The sequence below is a fragment of the Shewanella canadensis genome, from assembly GCF_003966225.1.
Classification (GTDB): domain Bacteria; phylum Pseudomonadota; class Gammaproteobacteria; order Enterobacterales; family Shewanellaceae; genus Shewanella; species Shewanella canadensis.
Genome location: NZ_RXNU01000005.1, coordinates 291873 through 309041, shown reverse-complemented (window position 1 = coordinate 309041; position 17169 = coordinate 291873). Strand labels below are relative to the sequence as shown.

Genomic DNA, 17169 nt, shown 5'->3' with positions numbered 1-17169 from the left:
ATCAAATTTGATTAACCAAACTGGTTCATTGTGTTGTCTTTACCCGATGCTTTCAGTGCCTGATCTCCAGAGAAGTACCCTTTGTGATCGTCACCCATATCTGAACCCGCCATATTCTGGTGTTTAACACAAGCGATGCCCTGACGGATCTCCTTGCGCTGTACGCCGGCGACATAACCCAGCATACCTTGGTCACCGAAGTACTCTTTAGCCAGGTTATCTGTAGACAAGGCCGCAGTATGGTATGTCGGTAGTGTGATCAGGTGGTGGAAGATACCCGCTTCACGCGCCGCATCAGCTTGGAAGGTACGGATCTTCTCATCGGCTTCTATCGCAAGCTCTGTCTCGTCATAATCGATACTCATCAATTGAGCACGATCGTAACCCGATACATCCTTACCCGCTTCTGCCATTGAGTCGAAGATCTGCTGACGGAAATTAAGCGTCCAGTTAAACGAAGGTGAGTTGTTATAAACCAGCTTGGCATTCGGTACGGTTTCACGGATAGCGTTTACCATTGCGCCAATTTGGGCAACATGAGGCTTCTCTGTTTCAATCCACAATAGATCTGCACCGTTTTGTAAGCTGGTGATACAGTCAAGAACGCAACGCTCTTCACCCGTACCTGCTCTGAACTTAAACAGGCCGTTTGGAAGGCGTGATGGCTTAACGAGTTTGTCACCGCGTTTAAATACCACATCCCCATTGAGTAGGTTATCGGTCGATACCTCTTCAACTTCAAGGAATGAGTTGTATTGGTCGCCCAGATCGCCAGGTTCAGCGGTTACAGCAATCTTCTGTGTCAGACCTGCACCCAATGAGTCGGTACGGGCAACAATGACACCATCGTCGATGCCAAGCTCAAGGAATGCGTAACGTACAGCATTGATCTTGGCAAGAAACTCAATATGTGGCACCGTGACTTTACCGTCCTGGTGTCCGCACTGCTTCACATCCGATACCTGGTTTTCAAGCTGGATACAACAGGCACCCGCTTCAATCATCTGTTTTGCCATCAAGTAGGTGGCTTCTTCATTACCAAAACCGGCGTCGATGTCGGCGATAATCGGTACTACGTGCGTTTCGAAGTTATCAATCTTGTCTTGTACGGCGGCTTTGTCTGCACCCTCGGCTTTATCTAGTTCGCGAAATAGTCCACCTAATTCACGGGCATCGGCCTGACGAAGGAAGGTGTATAACTCGGCGATAAGGCTGGCGACAGACGTTTTTTCGTGCATAGACTGATCCGGCAATGGACCGAAGTCGCTACGCAGTGCTGCAACCATCCAACCTGACAGGTACAGGTAACGGCGTTTAGTCGTTAAAAGATGCTTCTTAATCGCAATCATCTTCTGTTGGCCGATAAACCCGTGCCAGCAACCCAGTGACTGAGTGTACTGTGAGCTGTCTGTATCATAGTTAGCCATGTCTTCACGCATTATTTTAGCGGTATACTTGGCAATATCCAAACCTGTCTTAAATTGGTTCTGAGCTCGCATACGGGCTACTGATTCAGGGTTGATTGCATTCCAGGCACTACCTTCTTTCTCTAATAAGGTTGTTGCTGTATCGATATCTGCTCTGTAATTTGACATGGTAAGTCCCTTCCTACAAAAAATGATTAACAACGATTGATTGCTTCCGTTAAGAATAATAGTAATATTGTGTTAAATTAGTCTAATTTATAGTTATTATCTTCGGTATTTATTTTATGAATATGTCTCGTATTGACCTGAATTTATTGGTTTATTTTGATGTTTTACTTCGTGAATTAAATGTTACCAGGGCTGCAGATCAGCTAGGTATCAGCCAACCAGCGATGAGTAACGGCCTGAAAAGGTTACGTGTTCTATTTGATGATCCCCTGTTAATCAGAACCAGCAAAGGTATGACACCGACCGAGCGGGCATCGGAGCTAAAACCTGAGATCCGCGAGCTGCTGGTGGGCCTGGAGAAGGCGGTACAACCCAAAGCTAAGTTCAACCCTTATGAAAGTGAGAAGGTGTTCAGAATGATGGCCTCCGATTACGCCGAAGCCACCCTGATCCCACTTCTCATTGCCAGATTACGTAATGAAGCGCCAAAGGTGATCCTTGACATCATGACACCCAGCGATGTTAACTTTCCCGATGTTGAGCAGGGGAGAGTGGATATGGTGATCAACCGTTTCGACAGTATCCCGCAATCTTTTCACCAAAAAGTACTGTGGAAAGACACATTCAGCTGCTTAATCAACAAAAAACATCCGGTACTGAAAAACTTTAATCTTGAAAGCTATCTGGATGCGCACCATGTTTGGGTAAGTAAAACCGGGATGGGGGTTGGTGTCGGTATGGATCCCGATGATGTTCAGCGCTTGGGCTGGGTCGATGAAGCGCTGGCTAAGCTAAATGCTAAACGCAGGATCACCGTATTTACCCGACACTATCAAGCGGCGAGTTCATTGGCAGAACGTCAAGACCTGATAGCGACAGTCCCCAGTAAGATGGCGAGACTGCAACAAGATAACAGTAGGGTAAGTATCGTTCCTCCACCTTTCGATATACCTCCCATCGAATTGACAATGGCATGGAGTCCGTTACTTCAACACAACCCAGCTCACAGATGGATGCGAGAGCTTATTACCGAAACCGCACGCATCATAGACAGGTTTTAATGCGGTGCGGTTCCCGGCTTCCATTCGATATTCCACCGTTCGAGTCGAGTTGACGATGGCATGGAGTCCGTTACTCCAACATAACCCTGCTCACAAATGGATGCGCGAACTGATCACCGAAACAGCACGCATCATCGACAGGTTTTAAGGTGGATGCGAGAGTTAATTACCTAAACCGCACGTATCATCGACAGGTTCTGATATGATTTTGAGTATTATAATTTGTATGAATGCCAATAATAATTACGATAAATTATATATATGCTAATAGGGTGATATAGACTCATAATTGTCTTATTTTCCATATTTGCTTATACAACCATCGGTACTTTGGTATGAATAGCAAAGGTTAATGAGCAACAGGTTCGAATAATAGAAGAGTCGCTATCAAGCTGACATCAGTTAATTAACAGAAGGGATGCGATATGACATCACGAATTCAAGTAGGCAATCTGCAAGTGGCCCCAGTGCTCTATGAATTGATCAATGAACAGATCATTCCGGGAACAGGGATCGACTCAGACAGATTCTGGACTAAGTTGGAAGCTATAGTCGATGACCTTGGGCCCAAGAACCGAGCACTTCTCGAAAAACGTGATGAATTACAGCAACAAATCGATCAATGGCATTTAACCCATAAAAAACATGAACCTGATGCTTATAAGGCATTCTTGACTAAGATTGGTTACCTTGTTCCTGAAGGTGAAGATTTTTTGGTGTCGACAGAAAATGTGGATATCGAGATAGCCGAGCAAGCGGGTCCTCAGTTAGTGGTGCCGGTTAAAAACGCGCGATTTGCCTTAAATGCTGCCAATGCTCGATGGGGCAGCTTATATGATGCCCTGTATGGTACCGATGCGATTAGCTTCGATGGCGGCGCAGAAATAACTCCACACTATAATCCTGTTCGCGGTGCAAAAGTTGTCGCTTTCGCTAAACAACACTTAGATACATTGGCCCCGTTAGCTGTTGGGAGTCACAGTGAAGCCGTTCATTATCAGGTCGATGGTGCAAGCCTGTTAATCACTCTTTCTGATGGTTGCGATACTCGCTTACGAGAGCCGGAAAAGTTTATTGGTTACCGGGGAGATGAGAAGTCACCAACAGCGATCCTATTGAAAAATAACGCCCTACATGTAGAGATACAGATAGATGGCGAGCATCCTATTGGTAAAACTGATAAAGCCAATGTCAAAGATCTTCTCGTCGAAGCTGCCGTCACTACTATTATGGATTGTGAAGACTCCGTGGCTGCCGTCGATGCCGAAGACAAGTGTGAAATATACCGTAATTGGCTTGGTCTTATGCAAGGCACCCTGTCAACAGAGGTGAATAAAAGTGGCAAGACCTTCACTCGTGAATTAAACGAGGATCGCCACTATAAAGACACCGAGGGGAGAAACCTGAGTCTACCGGGCAGAAGCTTGTTGTTTATTCGTAATGTCGGCCATTTAATGACAAATAATGCGATTTTAGACAAAGAGGGTAACGAGATCCCTGAAGGGATCTTAGACGGTATGGTGAGCGTGCTCGCCGCTATGCATGATCTAAAAGGTAACAATAACAAGCGATCGAATAGCCGTTCTGGATCTGTGAATATCGTTAAGCCCAAGATGCACGGCCCCGAAGAGGTCGAGTTTACCTGTGAGCTGTTTACTAGAATTGAAGATGCGCTCAAGTTATCCCGTGACACCATTAAGTTGGGTATTATGGATGAAGAGCGCAGAACCACGGTCAATCTTAAAGAGTGTATTCGTGTCGCACAAGATAGGGTCGTGTTCATCAATACCGGTTTTCTTGACCGAACCGGGGATGAAATACATACCTCTATGTATGCAGGACCTTTCGTGCCCAAGACTCAGATGAAGCAGCAAGCCTGGATTAATGCCTACGAAGATTGGAATGTCGATATTGGTTTGGCCTGCGGATTGCCAGGAAAAGCGCAGATAGGAAAGGGGATGTGGGCGATGCCAGATGAGATGGCTGCGATGTTAGCTCAAAAAGTGGCTCATCCAACGGCCGGTGCAAATACGGCATGGGTACCGTCTCCCAATGGCGCAACCTTACACTCTTTGCACTACCATCAGATCAATGTACAGGATCGCCAACAGATACTTGCCCAACGTGAGCGGGCTAGTCTGGATGATATATTGACGATTCCGCTGCTTGAGAACCCGGCAGAACTGACTCATGAACAGATCCAGCGTGAACTCGACAATAACGCTCAGGGAATTTTAGGTTACGTGGTGCGATGGATCGACCAAGGGGTAGGGTGTTCGAAAGTACCGGACATTAACGATGTCGGTTTGATGGAAGACAGGGCAACGTTAAGGATATCTTCTCAACATATCGCCAATTGGCTCGAACATGGTATCTGCACTGAAGAGCTGGTAATTGCTTCAATGCATAAGATGGCGAGGGTTGTCGATAAACAAAATGAAGCCGACAGTCAGTACCTCAATATGGCACCTGAATTTAACGGTATCGCTTTCAAAGCGGCTTGTGATCTGATTTTTAAAGGTAAAGAGCAACCATCAGGATATACTGAGCCCCTGCTGCATGCCTATCGCATCGAGGCCAAGTCTCGCCAACAGGCATAAACTGTCTCAATCGTTAAAAGGTTAGCTTCATTCAGAGCATAAGATTTTCAATACCGCCCCAACATTCAGTTGGGGCATTTTGTTATTAAAGAGTCTTCCTGCATCTCTGATTTTCCATCGTTCGCTGTCGTACTTCTCACAAAAATGCAGTCTTTCCTTATCTATATATTGCTTTGTTGTAACATTCCTTTTACTCTGAAAATAATTAGAGCTTTTACTCTAAAGCTGTTTTGCTTGAAATTAGTTTTTTCGAAACGTTAATAATAACGGAGCTGGTATGACTGAGATATTACAGGTTGGAGATGTGGATGTTTACGTTGAGGGTATGGGTGATGAAACCATAGTGATGGTTCACGGCTGGCCGGATACCTACCGAGTTTGGGATAAGCAAGTTGAAGTCCTCAAAGACAGATATCGTTGCGTTAGATTTACCTTGCCCGGTTACGACAAAAGCAAACCCAGACGGGCGTACGATCTGAAAGAGATTGTGCAGTTGATCAATACCATTGTCGACACTGTTGGCAATGGAAAGCCTGTGACATTGATGCTCCATGACTGGGGGTGTTTCTTTGGTTACCAGTTCTACATGAACTATCGTGAAAAAGTCACTAAAATCATTGGAGTGGATATCGGTGACGCGGGCTCTAAAGAGCATGTATTGTCGGCCAAAGTGAAAGCCTTTATGTTTGGTTACCAGATGTGGTTGGCAGCGGCATGGAAAATTGGCGGAAAACTGGGTGATGCCATGACTCGCAAGATGGCTAAATTGCTTCATGCGCCCGGAGAGGCCGAATCTATCACCTCATCGATGACCTATTCCTATTATTGGAAGTGGAGTCATGTGTTAACAGGTCGCTCTCTGGATCATCTTCCTCTGGAGATCACCTGCCCACTGCTCTTCATGTACGGTGAAAATAAACCCGGCATGTTCCACTCAACACCTTGGGTAGAAAAGATAGCCTCTGATAAGCGAAATAGGGTGGAGCCCTTTCAAACAAGGCATTGGGTAATGATTGAGGCGCCAGAACGGTTCAACAACATCATGTTAGATTGGCTGGGGAAGAAAGATTAGACTCACTACGTAGAGTAGAAAAAAGCCAGTTACTTAAGGTAACTGGCTTTTAATTATGTCAAATCTTACTCAGTGAGTTAATTGTCCAGTGAGTTTATTTGTCGCTGTAAGCTGTACCATAGAAGCTTGCAAGTAATACCTGCTTTAGCTCTTCGATGAGCGGATATCTTGGGTTAGCCCCTGTACATTGGTCATCGAATGCATCTTCAGCTAGCTCGTCGAGCTTTGCAAGGAAGTCGGCTTCGTTGACTCCTGCTTCTCGGATCGAAGCCGGAATGCCAATCGTCTTCTTGAGTTGATCGATCTCTTCAATGAGTGCTTCAACTTTTTCTTCATCGGTCGTTCCACTTAGATTTAAATATTCAGCAATCTTCGCGTAACGGCAAAGTGCCTTAGGACGGTCATACTGACTGAAGGCCGCTTGTTTAGTCGGCATGTCAGTTGCGTTGAAACGGATCACATTATTAATCAATAAAGCATTGGCTAAACCATGTGCAAGGTGGAACTCGGCGCCTAACTTATGGGCCATCGAGTGACAAATTCCCAAGAAAGCGTTAGCAAAAGCGATACCCGCAATAGTTGCACCGTTGTGTACTTTCTCGCGTGCAATAGGGGCTGCTGCACCGAGATTATAAGAATCTGGAAGATGCTTAAATAGTAGGTCCAAGGCTTGAAGCGCCTGGCCATCGCTGTATTCGTTGGCCATCACGCTAACATAGGCTTCGAGTGCATGGGTCACCGCATCGATACCACCAAAAGCGGTTAAGGATTTTGGCATGTCCATGACAAGGTTCGGATCCACAATCGCCATATTAGGTGTTAGCTGATAATCGGCAATAGGATACTTCATGCCGGTTTTTTCATCGGTGACAACCGCGAAAGGTGTCACTTCTGAACCAGTACCTGAAGTCGTAGGAATGGCGACCATCTGCGCCTTAACACCCAGTTTAGGGAACTTATAGATACGCTTACGAATATCCATGAAGCGCAATGCCAAGTCGGCAAAATCTACATCGGGATGCTCATACATCACCCAGATGATTTTGGCTGCATCCATTGGAGAACCACCGCCAAGAGCGATAATCACATCGGGTTGGAAGCTCTGGGCCATCTTAGCGCCCTGATTGACAATTGCTAAGGTTGGATCGGCTTCCACTTCGTAGAAGATTTCGGTTTCGAGACCTTGAGACTTTAGGATCTTAATCGTCTCATCACAGTAACCATTATTAAATAGGTATTTATCAGTAACGATAAGGGCGCGTTTTTTATCACTCAACTCTTCGAGTGCAATAGGCAGGCTACCACGACGGAAGTAAATTGAAGACGGTAGCTTGTGCCACAACATATTTTCAGCCCTCTTAGCGACCATTTTCTTATTGATTAAGTGACTTGGACCCACGTTTTCAGAGATAGAGTTACCCCCCCAAGAACCACAACCCAGCGTAAGTGAAGGCGCTAGCTTAAAGTTATAAAGATCGCCAATACCACCCTGTGATGCCGGTGTGTTAATCAATATTCGCGCAGTCTTCATGCGGAAACCAAATGTCATCACGCGATCTGTTTGTGTATCTTGGTTGGTGTACAGACCCGATGTATGACCAATACCACCCAATGTAACCAGCGCTTCGGCTTTATCCATGGCCGCTTCGAAGTCTTTAACTCGATACATACCTAATAATGGTGATAGTTTTTCATGAGCAAATGCTTCAGCTTCAGAAACATCTTCCACTTCACCAATCAGTACCTTAGTCCAGCTCGGAACTTCGATATCGGCCATCGCGGCTATGGTTACTGCGCTTTGTCCGACGATATCGGCATTGAGGCCACCATTTTTTAAGATGACACTTTGCATCGCAGCGGTCTCATCTTTAGATAAGATATAGCCGCCATGTGTAGCAAAACGTTCCTTAACGGCATCGTATATCTCATCGACAATTACGACGGCTTGCTCAGAGGCACAGACCACGCCGTTGTCGAATGTTTTCGACATTAAGATTGAGCTGACAGCACGTTTAATATCTGCGGTTTCATCGATGACAATTGGCGTATTACCTGCGCCAACACCGATTGCCGGTTTTCCTGAAGAGTAGGCCGCTTTAACCATTCCCGGACCGCCGGTCGCCAAGATAAGGTTAATCTTGTCGTGGGTCATCAACTGATTTGATAGGGCAACACTAGGCTTGTCGATCCAACCGATAATATCTTTAGGTGCGCCGGCTGCAATAGCGGCATTTAACACTAATCTTGCGGCTGTAGTCGTGGATTCTTTAGCGCGAGGGTGTGGTGAGAAAATAATACCGTTACGAGTTTTAAGACTGATAAGTGCTTTAAAAATGGCAGTAGAAGTCGGGTTTGTGGTTGGTACGATGCCACAAATAATACCGACAGGTTCCGCTATCGTAATGGTGCCGAATGTCGGATCTTCATCTAAAACCCCACATGTCTTCTCATCTTTGTATTTGTTGTAGATGTATTCAGATGCAAAGTGATTCTTAATCACTTTATCTTCAATCACACCCATGCCTGTTTCATTCGCAGCCATCTTGGCTAATGAGATCCTGGCATCCGCTGCGGCGAGAGCTGCAGCTCGAAAGATTTTATCTACTTGCTCCTGACTGAAATTTGCATATTCGGCCTGAGCATCTGCTACACGTTGTACAAGAAGATCGAGTTCTTGTTCATTTGTCACAGTCATAATACGTTCCTCGAAAAAAATTTAGCAAAACTTGGTGATTTGGCTAAATCATCTCCTTGGAGAAAAATTACACCCAAATGCCAATGTTAACCGTGATCATAACCACAAATCCGGCTGTATATGTAATAAAATAACGATGTTAATAACTTGTTTGCGCGTTTTAACGGCAATAACAGAGTTTGTTGATTAATTTTTTTTATCTGAAAATGTGAAATGAATTATAAAAACTCATTTTTCCCATAAGCAATCATAGGGTAGAGTAGCGCTCTTCGTAATGGTCTAAATAATAATATAGCTACACAGATTATTGTAGTTATAAGTAGAGGGTAAGTACTTGGATTTAACACTTTATGTTAAATTTTTTCTTGGATTAGTGGCAATCATTAATCCCGTTGGCTTGTTACCGGTTTTTGTCAGCTTAACCAGTCATCAGACTGAAGCTGAGCGTAACCATACCGGTAAGGTGGCGAATTTTGCGGTGGTCGTCATACTGTTAGTGACGATTGTGGCGGGACAACATATTTTGAATATGTTTAGTATCTCACTCTCTGCATTTCGCATTGCGGGTGGTTCTTTGATAGCCATCATTGCTATGTCCATGCTTCAGGGGAAGTTAGGTGAAGTGAAACGCAATGAAGAGGAAGGCCGAGAAGCGTCGGGGATGGAATCTGTCGCAGTGGTTCCTTTGGCGCTGCCGTTAATGGCAGGCCCCGGTGCGATCAGTTCGGTGATAGTGTCGGCCGCAGAGCATGACACTTTCATTAACCTTATCGGCATGTCTTTGACTGTGGTCTTGTTTGGATTAACGAGTTTTGTACTCTTTAGAATGGCACCATTGATCTATAAGGTTTTAGGAAAAACGGGAATTAACGTGATCACACGTTTGATGGGACTATTAATGTTATCCATCGGAATCGAAGTGATTGCCGCAGGTTTCAAGGGCATGTTTCCAAACTTGCTGGGTTAGCTACCACACGATGTAGACCCATCCATATAAACGCACTTTTATGTGCGTTTTTTTATGCGCGTTTTATTTAGTAGATTGAATAATGGGTAAGAACAATTGCTATTAATTGTCATCAACTTATCGATACCTCTCTTTAATTGATAACTCTCTTTAAAAGTCATAATATTAATAGGTCGCTTTGTAACTCCTGCGTCAGCAGTTTCATTCAATACAGGGAAGGTAATTATGGACAAAATGATCTCAACCTTAATGCAAGCGTGTGTGATCACAGTGGACGTTGATGCAAGCATCGAAAGTGTTGAGAAGATATTACACTTTCATCATCTGTCATGCGTTCCGGTTGTCGATGCTACGGGCAGATGTTTTGGGATCGTCAGTTCTACGGATATTGTTCACTTCCATGCGAGTAATAAAGACGCCAAAATTGAGCGGGCATGGGAAATCTGCACTCATAAAATTATCGAAGTCGGAACGGGGACTTCCATTAAAGAGGCTGCCCAACTCATGGTTGCTCATAATATTCATCACCTTTTAGTTGTCGAGGATGATGCCATTAGAGGGATAGTTTCATCGATCGATTTTATTGGTGAGTTTTTGCTGAAAATTGCGGAGCTACAAGAAACAGATTAACTCCACACTGAATACTTGCAGATTTTCCGTCTCGGTTGATACTTAAACTATCTCTTTAAATCACTGCCAGAAACTTTGGGAGGCGTTCATTATGTTTCGTCGCCGTGTAACTCAGGGACAAGATGCCTGTGTGCCTCAACATAAGATCATTGCGGTATACGATAAACTTGCACCCGTTTATGATATCTGGGGCGCACTGACAGAAACGAATGCCAGAAACAGGGCACTCGAGTTGGCCAACGTCGGTGATGGTAGTGCTGTCCTCGAGGTCGCGGTCGGGACGGGTTTAACCTTTTCAGAGCTTGTAAAACAAAATCTCAATGGAACAAACATCGGCGTAGACATCTCTCCCGGCATGCTTGAGAAGGCAAAGGCTAGACTCAAGAAAGTTGAAAACGCGACTTATCTCCTCGAAACAGGTAATGCATTTAATCTTAATGTAGAGAGTCATAGTATCGATATTCTTATGAATAACTACATGTTCGACCTGATTGCCTTTAAAGATATGCCCATTATTCTCAATGAGTTTAAAAGGGTATTGAAACATGATGGACGACTGATTTTAGTGAATATGACTCAAGGAGAATCTCGGCTCAGCCGAGTGTATGAGTTGGTATACCGCATATCGCCAAAATTGATGGGCGGTTGTAGAGGAGTCACGTTAACCGATGAGCTCATAGCTTCGGGCTTTAAAGTCGAGACGCGGGAATATATCCAGCAGATGTTGTTCCCATCGGAAGTTATTCTTGCCCGGCCCAAACCCCGGGCGCCTTTGGAGTAACGACTCTCTATCCGGAACTATAGAGACTTAAGGCTTTTATCGTCACTCCCGGAACGCTCGCTCAAAAGTCTATAGCTCTCCATTAAGCTCTATCATAGAACCCGCCTTAGGACTGAAGAGGTGCTGATGAAGTCTGGCGGCAAATTCATCTGTCATGCCAGAGATGTAATCGGCGATAACTCGATGGCTGTTTAGCCCTTTGGTGTGACTCTCCCGCCATCGCTCCTGGGTATGGGTTGGCAGTAATCGCTCCGGATCTGACTCAAATGCCTCAAACAGCTCCATCACAATCTGTTGTCCCTTGTATTCGAGCATCTGGATCTCAGGCTTTCTGATCACATATTTATAGACAAACTGTTTCAACACCTCTAATGCTTCAGAGAAACTGGTATCGAGGCCCGCATTGAAACGTAAAAGGGGGTCGGTAAAGGCTCTGTCTTCAACGATATCGATGGCGGTAACAAATCCATTGACCAAAGTGCCGATAGCATCTTTTCTGAGGTGGTGCTGATGAGAGAACAGATTCTGCCCTATGTTGGTAAACTCCTCTTTAATCCATGCATCATGACTCAACGTGAGTTTCGACGCCACATCCTGCTGCCATTGAGATGGTGTGACAATGCCCATGACAATAGCATCTTCGAGATCATGTACGGCATAAGCGATGTCATCGGCAAGCTCCATCACAGAGCAATCTAATGATTTAAATTGGGTACGCAGGTGTTTATTGGCACCGAGATCACGGTGAGATAAAAATCTTTCCCGGTCCGGTCCGTTTAACGGCTCGAGCACCCAATCGAGGATCTCACTATCATCATCGAAAATCCCCTTCACAGGTGTCCACTCTGAAGGTTTAAGCTGCCTGATGTTGTTGACAGGTTTGTTACCGGAAGTGCGAAATAACTTTGAGTAAGGAGCTGGGTATTTTAAGATCCCCAATAGGGTACGCCTGCACAGGTTCATACCATAGTATTCGGTGTAGGGTTCCAGACCTGTGAGTATTCTGAATGTTTGCCCATTACCTTCGAAGCCGCCGTGATCGCGCATCATATAGTTGAGTGCAACTTCTCCGCCATGGCCAAATGGCGGATGTCCGATATCGTGGGCGAGGCAAATAGATTCAATTAAACTCATTGAATCAAACAGGTGATCAAATTCCGGCCGTTTCTGCTTTAGCTGAGCACGAATGCCGGTTCCTATTTGAGACACTTCTAATGAGTGTGTGAGTCGGGTGCGATAGAAGTCGTTCATGCCTACACCCAGCACTTGTGTCTTAGCCTGCAAACGTCTGAATGCCGCGGAGTGAAGGATCCGCGCTCGATCCCTTTGATAGGGACTGCGATGGTCGTTGCGTCTTTTCTTCTCTTCAATCAGACGCCTTTCGTGCCATAGGGACTCTGTCATCGATAACCTTATTTTCGCGAGTTAAAGTAGTCTGTTAATGTCATCCAGGTTTAGTTTAAAGCTGGGAATGAAACAGTCGATGAAATATTTTACTGCCGGGTTTGGATCCTGTTCTAACGACTGCTCGAGCCGCTTCCTGGCAGTATTAAACTCATTATTCCCGGCTCTATGTTCTTCTAAACATTTAAGGAATGCACAAAGGGTATCGGCGGATTTTACCAGCTGTTTATATTCACTATCGGCATATTCACTGGATAACAGCGGCTGGTAATCACTCTTAAACTCCTCGGGCACCATCTCTAGTAGTCTGTGTTCTGCTATGGCCTCGATTTTTTTATACTCGGCCTCTATCTCTTTATTGAAATATTTAACCGGGGTCGGTAGATCCCCCGTTAAGATTTCACTGGCGTCGTGAAAGATGGCGACGGTAGCGGCTCGGTCCGGACTAAGTTGCGTTCCAAATTTTTGATTGCTGATTATGGCTAGGGCATGTGCAACCATAGCCACCTGCAAGGAGTGTTCTTGTACATTTTCACTTCTAACATTGTACATTAATGGCCAGCGTTGAATTAATTTCATGCGAGCGAGATGGGCGAATAAGTGACTCATGCTATTTTGCTACTTAATACAATGACTACATCAAGTTACATTAGCACAAGCCTCCTTGATAGAGGCAAATAATTGTCGTTTGCTACGAGTCGTCTACAGGTTTAGAGCTGGCTACCTATGTCTGTATCCAGGGAAATGAATTATTATCCCTTGGTTTCTTCAGATCGAATAGATAATCTAGCTTCGACTTAACTTTTAGGTGGATTACGGCTATGTTGGATTGGGTTCAAAAAATTGCCTTCAGTGACAGCAGCCCTCTTGAAACCCAGGGGATGGAGCATAAGTTTGGCTTCAGAAGGCTACAACCCAAGGTGATGCCCCATAGCCATTGGCATGGGCACATAGAGATTAACTATCTATTTAACTGCTCAGCTGATTATCTGTTTAACGGTAAGAAGATAAGTGTACCAGAGGGGCGTATGCTACTGTTTTGGGCCTCCTTTCCACACCAGATGACCGCAACACATGGCGAGGGCGAGCTGGTTAACGTCTATGTTCCTTTGCAGGCTTTCTTAACCTGGAAGCTGCCCAATGAATTTGTCAGTCAGCTTTTACATGGTGAGGTATTAGTTTCCGATAGCTTATATGCCTGTGATGAACAGATCACCCAGATCTGGGAAAAGGATTTGTCGATAAATAATCACATGATGACGGTACAGGTTATCAATGAAATTCGTGGTCGGATCCGGCGTATGTCGCTGGAAAATTACAGCACCTATGAGTTAGCAAATAAGGCGTGTAAAGACAGTCAGACACCGACCTTGAGCGGTTTGACCCATATACAAACCATGCTGCGTTATATTGCTGACAACTATGATCAGAAGATCACTATTGCAGATGTTGCTAACTCCACGGGGTTACATAAAAACTATGCGATGAAGTTATTTAATCGTGTCATGAGAGTTTCAATTAAACAATATATTAATCAGCTGCGCTTACAGCATGCTCAGGCTCTGTTAGTCGACACCGAGGATCCGGTATTAACTATCGCTTTAGAGGCTGGGTTTGGTTCCGTTAGCCGATTTTATGATATTTTTCAGCGTGAATATAATATGTCACCGTTAGAGTTTAGGCGGTGCGTCTTGTAGCCGTAAATATTTTTTTCATCTTGTCGATGGCCAGGCTACCTTTTAGTAGTTAGACTGTTCTTCTGAGATATATGTTACTTGTTGACCCCATATGCCGTTGAACTTTGTGTTTAAAGTAGGCTGCACTCTGAGCTTCTTTATCTAAAATCAACCATTCAGCTAAATGTTATTAAATGAGAAATAAAAGTCTCTTTTTAGGAATGACGTAAAGATGTTTATAAAGCTAGACTAGGTAGCAAAGACACCTATAGCAATAAGGCTAGCTGCTGTGACAATTTCAGAGCAATTCTATCCAACTGAGCATCCCCACCGCCGATATAATCCGTTAACTTCAGAGTGGATCTTACTTTCACCTCACCGCGCAAAACGACCATGGCAGGGGCAGGTAGAAGCTCTCGATGAAACGGCTAAACTGAGTTATGACGAACATTGTTTTTTGTGTGCAGGAAACGAGCGGATAAATGGAGAGGTTAACCCTCACTATCAGGGAACATTCGTTTTTCAAAATGATTTTGCTGCATTGAAACCTAACGGCCCGTCAATGTCATCAGATGATCCTCTGTTCACCATGCAAACGGAGCAGGGAGAAAGCAGGGTGATCTGTTTCTCACCCGATCACAGTAAAAGCTTACCTGAATTGGAGTTAAATGAGATTGTTCAGGTCATTAATGCTTGGCAAGAGCAGAGTGCGGAACTGGGACGAGTATATCCGTGGGTACAGATCTTTGAGAATAAAGGGGCGGTCATGGGCTGCTCTAATCCCCATCCACATGGTCAGGTCTGGGCACAGTCAAGATTACCTACTTTGGCTGTTAAGAAGCAGGCGAACTTCAGCGAATATTATAAGAAATTTAATCGTGCTCTGCTAAATGATTATATGAGTCGGGAGCTGTTAAACGAAGAGAGAGTCGTCGCCAGTAACAAAGATTGGGTGGTCGTAGTGCCTTACTGGGCAGCCTGGCCTTTTGAAACTTTGCTATTACCCCGATTTCCTATTCAGAGGCTCACAGAACTAACCGAAACAAGACGCCAATCACTCGCCGATATAATTCAACAAATTACCATCAGGTACGACAACCTGTTTCAAAGCTCATTTCCCTATTCAATGGGGTGGCATGGAGCGCCGTTCGATGGCTGTTCACATCCAGAGTGGACCCTGCATGCCCATTTTTTCCCGCCCTTACTTCGCTCGGCTTCTATCAGAAAATTCATGGTGGGTTATGAGTTGATGGCAGAGGTTCAGCGGGATATTACCCCGGAGCAGGCCGCGCAGCGGTTACGTGAATTGCCCTCGGTTCACTACAAGCAGCGAGCGATTTAAAGCGATCGAATGATCGCTTTAAATCGGCGAAACATAATGTCTAGGTTAAGGCGTTATTGCCTATAGCAATCCATAAATTCACCAAACTCGATTAATGCTTTTTCGAGCTCCTCTTTATGAGGCAAAAAAACGACTCTGAGGTGGTCGGGCTCTGGCCAGTTAAACGCAGTACCTTGAACCAGGAGGATTTTTTTCTGTTTCAGAAGATCGAGAACCAAACGTTCGTCATCACGAATGTTGAATTTCTTAGCATCGAGCTTGGGGAAAGCGTACATGGCCCCTTTGGGACATTTGACGCTTATTCCAGGGATCTGGTTGAGTAATTCAACACAGGTATCGCGCTGTACTTTCAAACGGCCGTCATCGATAAGCAGCTCATTGATACTCTGATAACCTCCCAATGCGGTCTGAATGGCGTGTTGATTCGGCACGTTCGAGCACAGTCGCATCGAAGCCAGCATATCTAAGCCTTCGATATAACTCTTAGCATCTTTTAAATTACCCGATAGCATCATCCAGCCGACACGAAAACCAGCGGCCCGGTAGGATTTGGACAGGCCATTGAATGTAACGGTTAAGATGTCATCTGAGAGACTGGCAGCAGGAATATGCTGAGCCTCATCGTAAAGTATCTTGTCATAGATCTCATCGGCGAACAGGATAAGGTCATTCTGTCTACAGATCTCGACGGCTTCGAGCAGTAGATCTCTAGAATAGACCGCGCCCGTTGGGTTATTAGGGTTGATGAGTACTAATGCCCGGGTGCGAGTCGTGATCTTACTCTTGATATCGTCCAGATCGGGAAACCAATCAGATTCCTCATCGCAGCGGTAATGTTGGGCCTTGCCGCCTGACAGGTGAACTGCTGCGGTCCATAAGGGGTAATCGGGTGAGGGGATGAGCACTTCGTCATCGCTATTTAACAGTCCCTGCATCGCCATCACAATAAGTTCAGAGACGCCATTACCAATATAGACATCTTCAATATCGACACCAAAGATCCCCTGCGACTGATAGTGCTGCACTATGGCCTTACGGGCAGAGAAAAGTCCTTTAGACTCACAATACCCCTGCGCGCTGGGAAGATTTAAGATGACATCACGGACAATTTCCTCCGGTGCTTCAAAACCAAAGGGGGCCGGATTACCGATATTAAGCTTTAAAATTCTATGACCTTCGTCTTCGAGGCGGCGCGCCTCTTTATGCACAGGCCCTCGAATGTCATAACAGACGGTATCTAGCTTATTTGATTTTATAATTGGACGCATCCACAACCTCTAAAATGCTATGTCGATGTAGGGCTATAATCAGCCACAACTTAAGTATTGGGACAATAACGAATTATG

13 protein-coding genes are annotated in these 17169 nt (G+C 45.0%); 8 read left to right on the top strand and 5 right to left on the bottom strand.

Annotation, left to right across the window (positions count from 1 at the left end):
* Positions 1–11: 11 nt before the first annotated feature.
* Positions 12–1595, bottom strand: coding sequence for an isocitrate lyase (locus tag EKG38_RS11910; protein ID WP_126520465.1), 1584 nt, complete (start codon positions 1593–1595; stop codon positions 12–14).
* Positions 1596–1711: 116 nt separating this feature from the next.
* On the opposite strand from EKG38_RS11910, the gene EKG38_RS11905 reads away from it, so the two are divergent.
* The 3 genes from EKG38_RS11905 to EKG38_RS11890 all read left to right on the top strand — a co-directional run bounded on the left by EKG38_RS11905 (position 1712) and on the right by EKG38_RS11890 (position 6328).
* Positions 1712–2656, top strand: a complete 945-nt coding sequence (locus EKG38_RS11905) for a LysR family transcriptional regulator (RefSeq protein WP_126520464.1) — start codon at positions 1712–1714, stop codon at positions 2654–2656.
* 425 nt (positions 2657–3081) lie between these two features.
* The gene (locus EKG38_RS11895; RefSeq protein ID WP_126520463.1) at positions 3082–5256 is read left to right on the top strand and encodes a malate synthase G; all 2175 of its coding nucleotides are present in this window, start codon (positions 3082–3084) and stop codon (positions 5254–5256) included.
* A gap of 277 nt (positions 5257–5533) precedes the next feature.
* Positions 5534–6328, top strand: a complete 795-nt coding sequence (locus tag EKG38_RS11890; RefSeq protein WP_126520462.1) for an alpha/beta fold hydrolase — start codon at positions 5534–5536, stop codon at positions 6326–6328.
* Between the two features lie 94 nt (positions 6329–6422).
* Here EKG38_RS11890 and adhE read toward each other — a convergent pair whose 3' ends face one another.
* The gene (gene adhE, locus EKG38_RS11885; RefSeq protein ID WP_126520461.1) at positions 6423–9023 is read right to left on the bottom strand and encodes a bifunctional acetaldehyde-CoA/alcohol dehydrogenase; all 2601 of its coding nucleotides are present in this window, start codon (positions 9021–9023) and stop codon (positions 6423–6425) included.
* Between the two features lie 334 nt (positions 9024–9357).
* Here adhE and EKG38_RS11880 point away from each other — a divergent pair, with 334 nt between their 5' ends.
* From EKG38_RS11880 to EKG38_RS11870, 3 genes are all read left to right on the top strand, one after another.
* Entirely contained in the window at positions 9358–9990 is a 633-nt protein-coding gene (locus EKG38_RS11880; protein ID WP_126520460.1) for a YchE family NAAT transporter, read from the top strand.
* A gap of 225 nt (positions 9991–10215) precedes the next feature.
* Complete coding sequence (locus tag EKG38_RS11875; protein ID WP_126520459.1) at positions 10216–10620, top strand: CBS domain-containing protein; 405 nt, start codon at positions 10216–10218, stop codon at positions 10618–10620.
* 91 nt (positions 10621–10711) lie between these two features.
* Complete coding sequence (locus tag EKG38_RS11870; RefSeq protein ID WP_126520458.1) at positions 10712–11401, top strand: class I SAM-dependent methyltransferase; 690 nt, start codon at positions 10712–10714, stop codon at positions 11399–11401.
* A 69-nt stretch (positions 11402–11470) separates the two neighbouring features.
* On the opposite strand, the gene EKG38_RS11865 is transcribed toward EKG38_RS11870, so the two are convergent.
* Both EKG38_RS11865 and yfbR read right to left on the bottom strand, forming a co-directional pair.
* A complete protein-coding gene (locus tag EKG38_RS11865) occupies positions 11471–12805 on the bottom strand; it encodes an anti-phage deoxyguanosine triphosphatase (protein ID WP_126520457.1) in 1335 nt (444 codons plus the stop codon).
* A gap of 21 nt (positions 12806–12826) precedes the next feature.
* Positions 12827–13414, bottom strand: coding sequence for a 5'-deoxynucleotidase (gene yfbR, locus EKG38_RS11860; RefSeq protein WP_126520456.1), 588 nt, complete (start codon positions 13412–13414; stop codon positions 12827–12829).
* A gap of 212 nt (positions 13415–13626) precedes the next feature.
* On the opposite strand from yfbR, the gene EKG38_RS11855 reads away from it, so the two are divergent.
* Positions 13627–14502 (top strand): helix-turn-helix domain-containing protein, encoded by an 876-nt coding sequence (locus tag EKG38_RS11855; protein ID WP_126520455.1) that lies wholly within the window; start codon positions 13627–13629, stop codon positions 14500–14502.
* 274 nt (positions 14503–14776) lie between these two features.
* Positions 14777–15823, top strand: a complete 1047-nt coding sequence (locus EKG38_RS11850) for a UDP-glucose--hexose-1-phosphate uridylyltransferase (protein ID WP_126520570.1) — start codon at positions 14777–14779, stop codon at positions 15821–15823.
* Between the two features lie 53 nt (positions 15824–15876).
* Here EKG38_RS11850 and EKG38_RS11845 read toward each other — a convergent pair whose 3' ends face one another.
* Complete coding sequence (locus tag EKG38_RS11845; RefSeq protein ID WP_126520454.1) at positions 15877–17091, bottom strand: pyridoxal phosphate-dependent aminotransferase; 1215 nt, start codon at positions 17089–17091, stop codon at positions 15877–15879.
* Positions 17092–17169: the final 78 nt, after the last annotated feature.

What these genes read in the sequence shown, in the direction of transcription:
- EKG38_RS11910 (WP_126520465.1), bottom strand. Translation starts at nt 1,595, where the DNA reads ATGTCAAATTACAGAGCAGATATCGATACAGCAACAACCTTATTAGAG.
- EKG38_RS11905 (WP_126520464.1), top strand. Translation starts at nt 1,712, where the DNA reads ATGAATATGTCTCGTATTGACCTGAATTTATTGGTTTATTTTGATGTT.
- EKG38_RS11895 (WP_126520463.1), top strand. Translation starts at nt 3,082, where the DNA reads ATGACATCACGAATTCAAGTAGGCAATCTGCAAGTGGCCCCAGTGCTC.
- EKG38_RS11890 (WP_126520462.1), top strand. Translation starts at nt 5,534, where the DNA reads ATGACTGAGATATTACAGGTTGGAGATGTGGATGTTTACGTTGAGGGT.
- adhE (WP_126520461.1), bottom strand. Translation starts at nt 9,023, where the DNA reads ATGACTGTGACAAATGAACAAGAACTCGATCTTCTTGTACAACGTGTA.
- EKG38_RS11875 (WP_126520459.1), top strand. Translation starts at nt 10,216, where the DNA reads ATGGACAAAATGATCTCAACCTTAATGCAAGCGTGTGTGATCACAGTG.
- EKG38_RS11870 (WP_126520458.1), top strand. Translation starts at nt 10,712, where the DNA reads ATGTTTCGTCGCCGTGTAACTCAGGGACAAGATGCCTGTGTGCCTCAA.
- EKG38_RS11865 (WP_126520457.1), bottom strand. Translation starts at nt 12,805, where the DNA reads ATGACAGAGTCCCTATGGCACGAAAGGCGTCTGATTGAAGAGAAGAAA.
- yfbR (WP_126520456.1), bottom strand. Translation starts at nt 13,414, where the DNA reads ATGAGTCACTTATTCGCCCATCTCGCTCGCATGAAATTAATTCAACGC.
- EKG38_RS11855 (WP_126520455.1), top strand. Translation starts at nt 13,627, where the DNA reads ATGTTGGATTGGGTTCAAAAAATTGCCTTCAGTGACAGCAGCCCTCTT.
- EKG38_RS11845 (WP_126520454.1), bottom strand. Translation starts at nt 17,091, where the DNA reads ATGCGTCCAATTATAAAATCAAATAAGCTAGATACCGTCTGTTATGAC.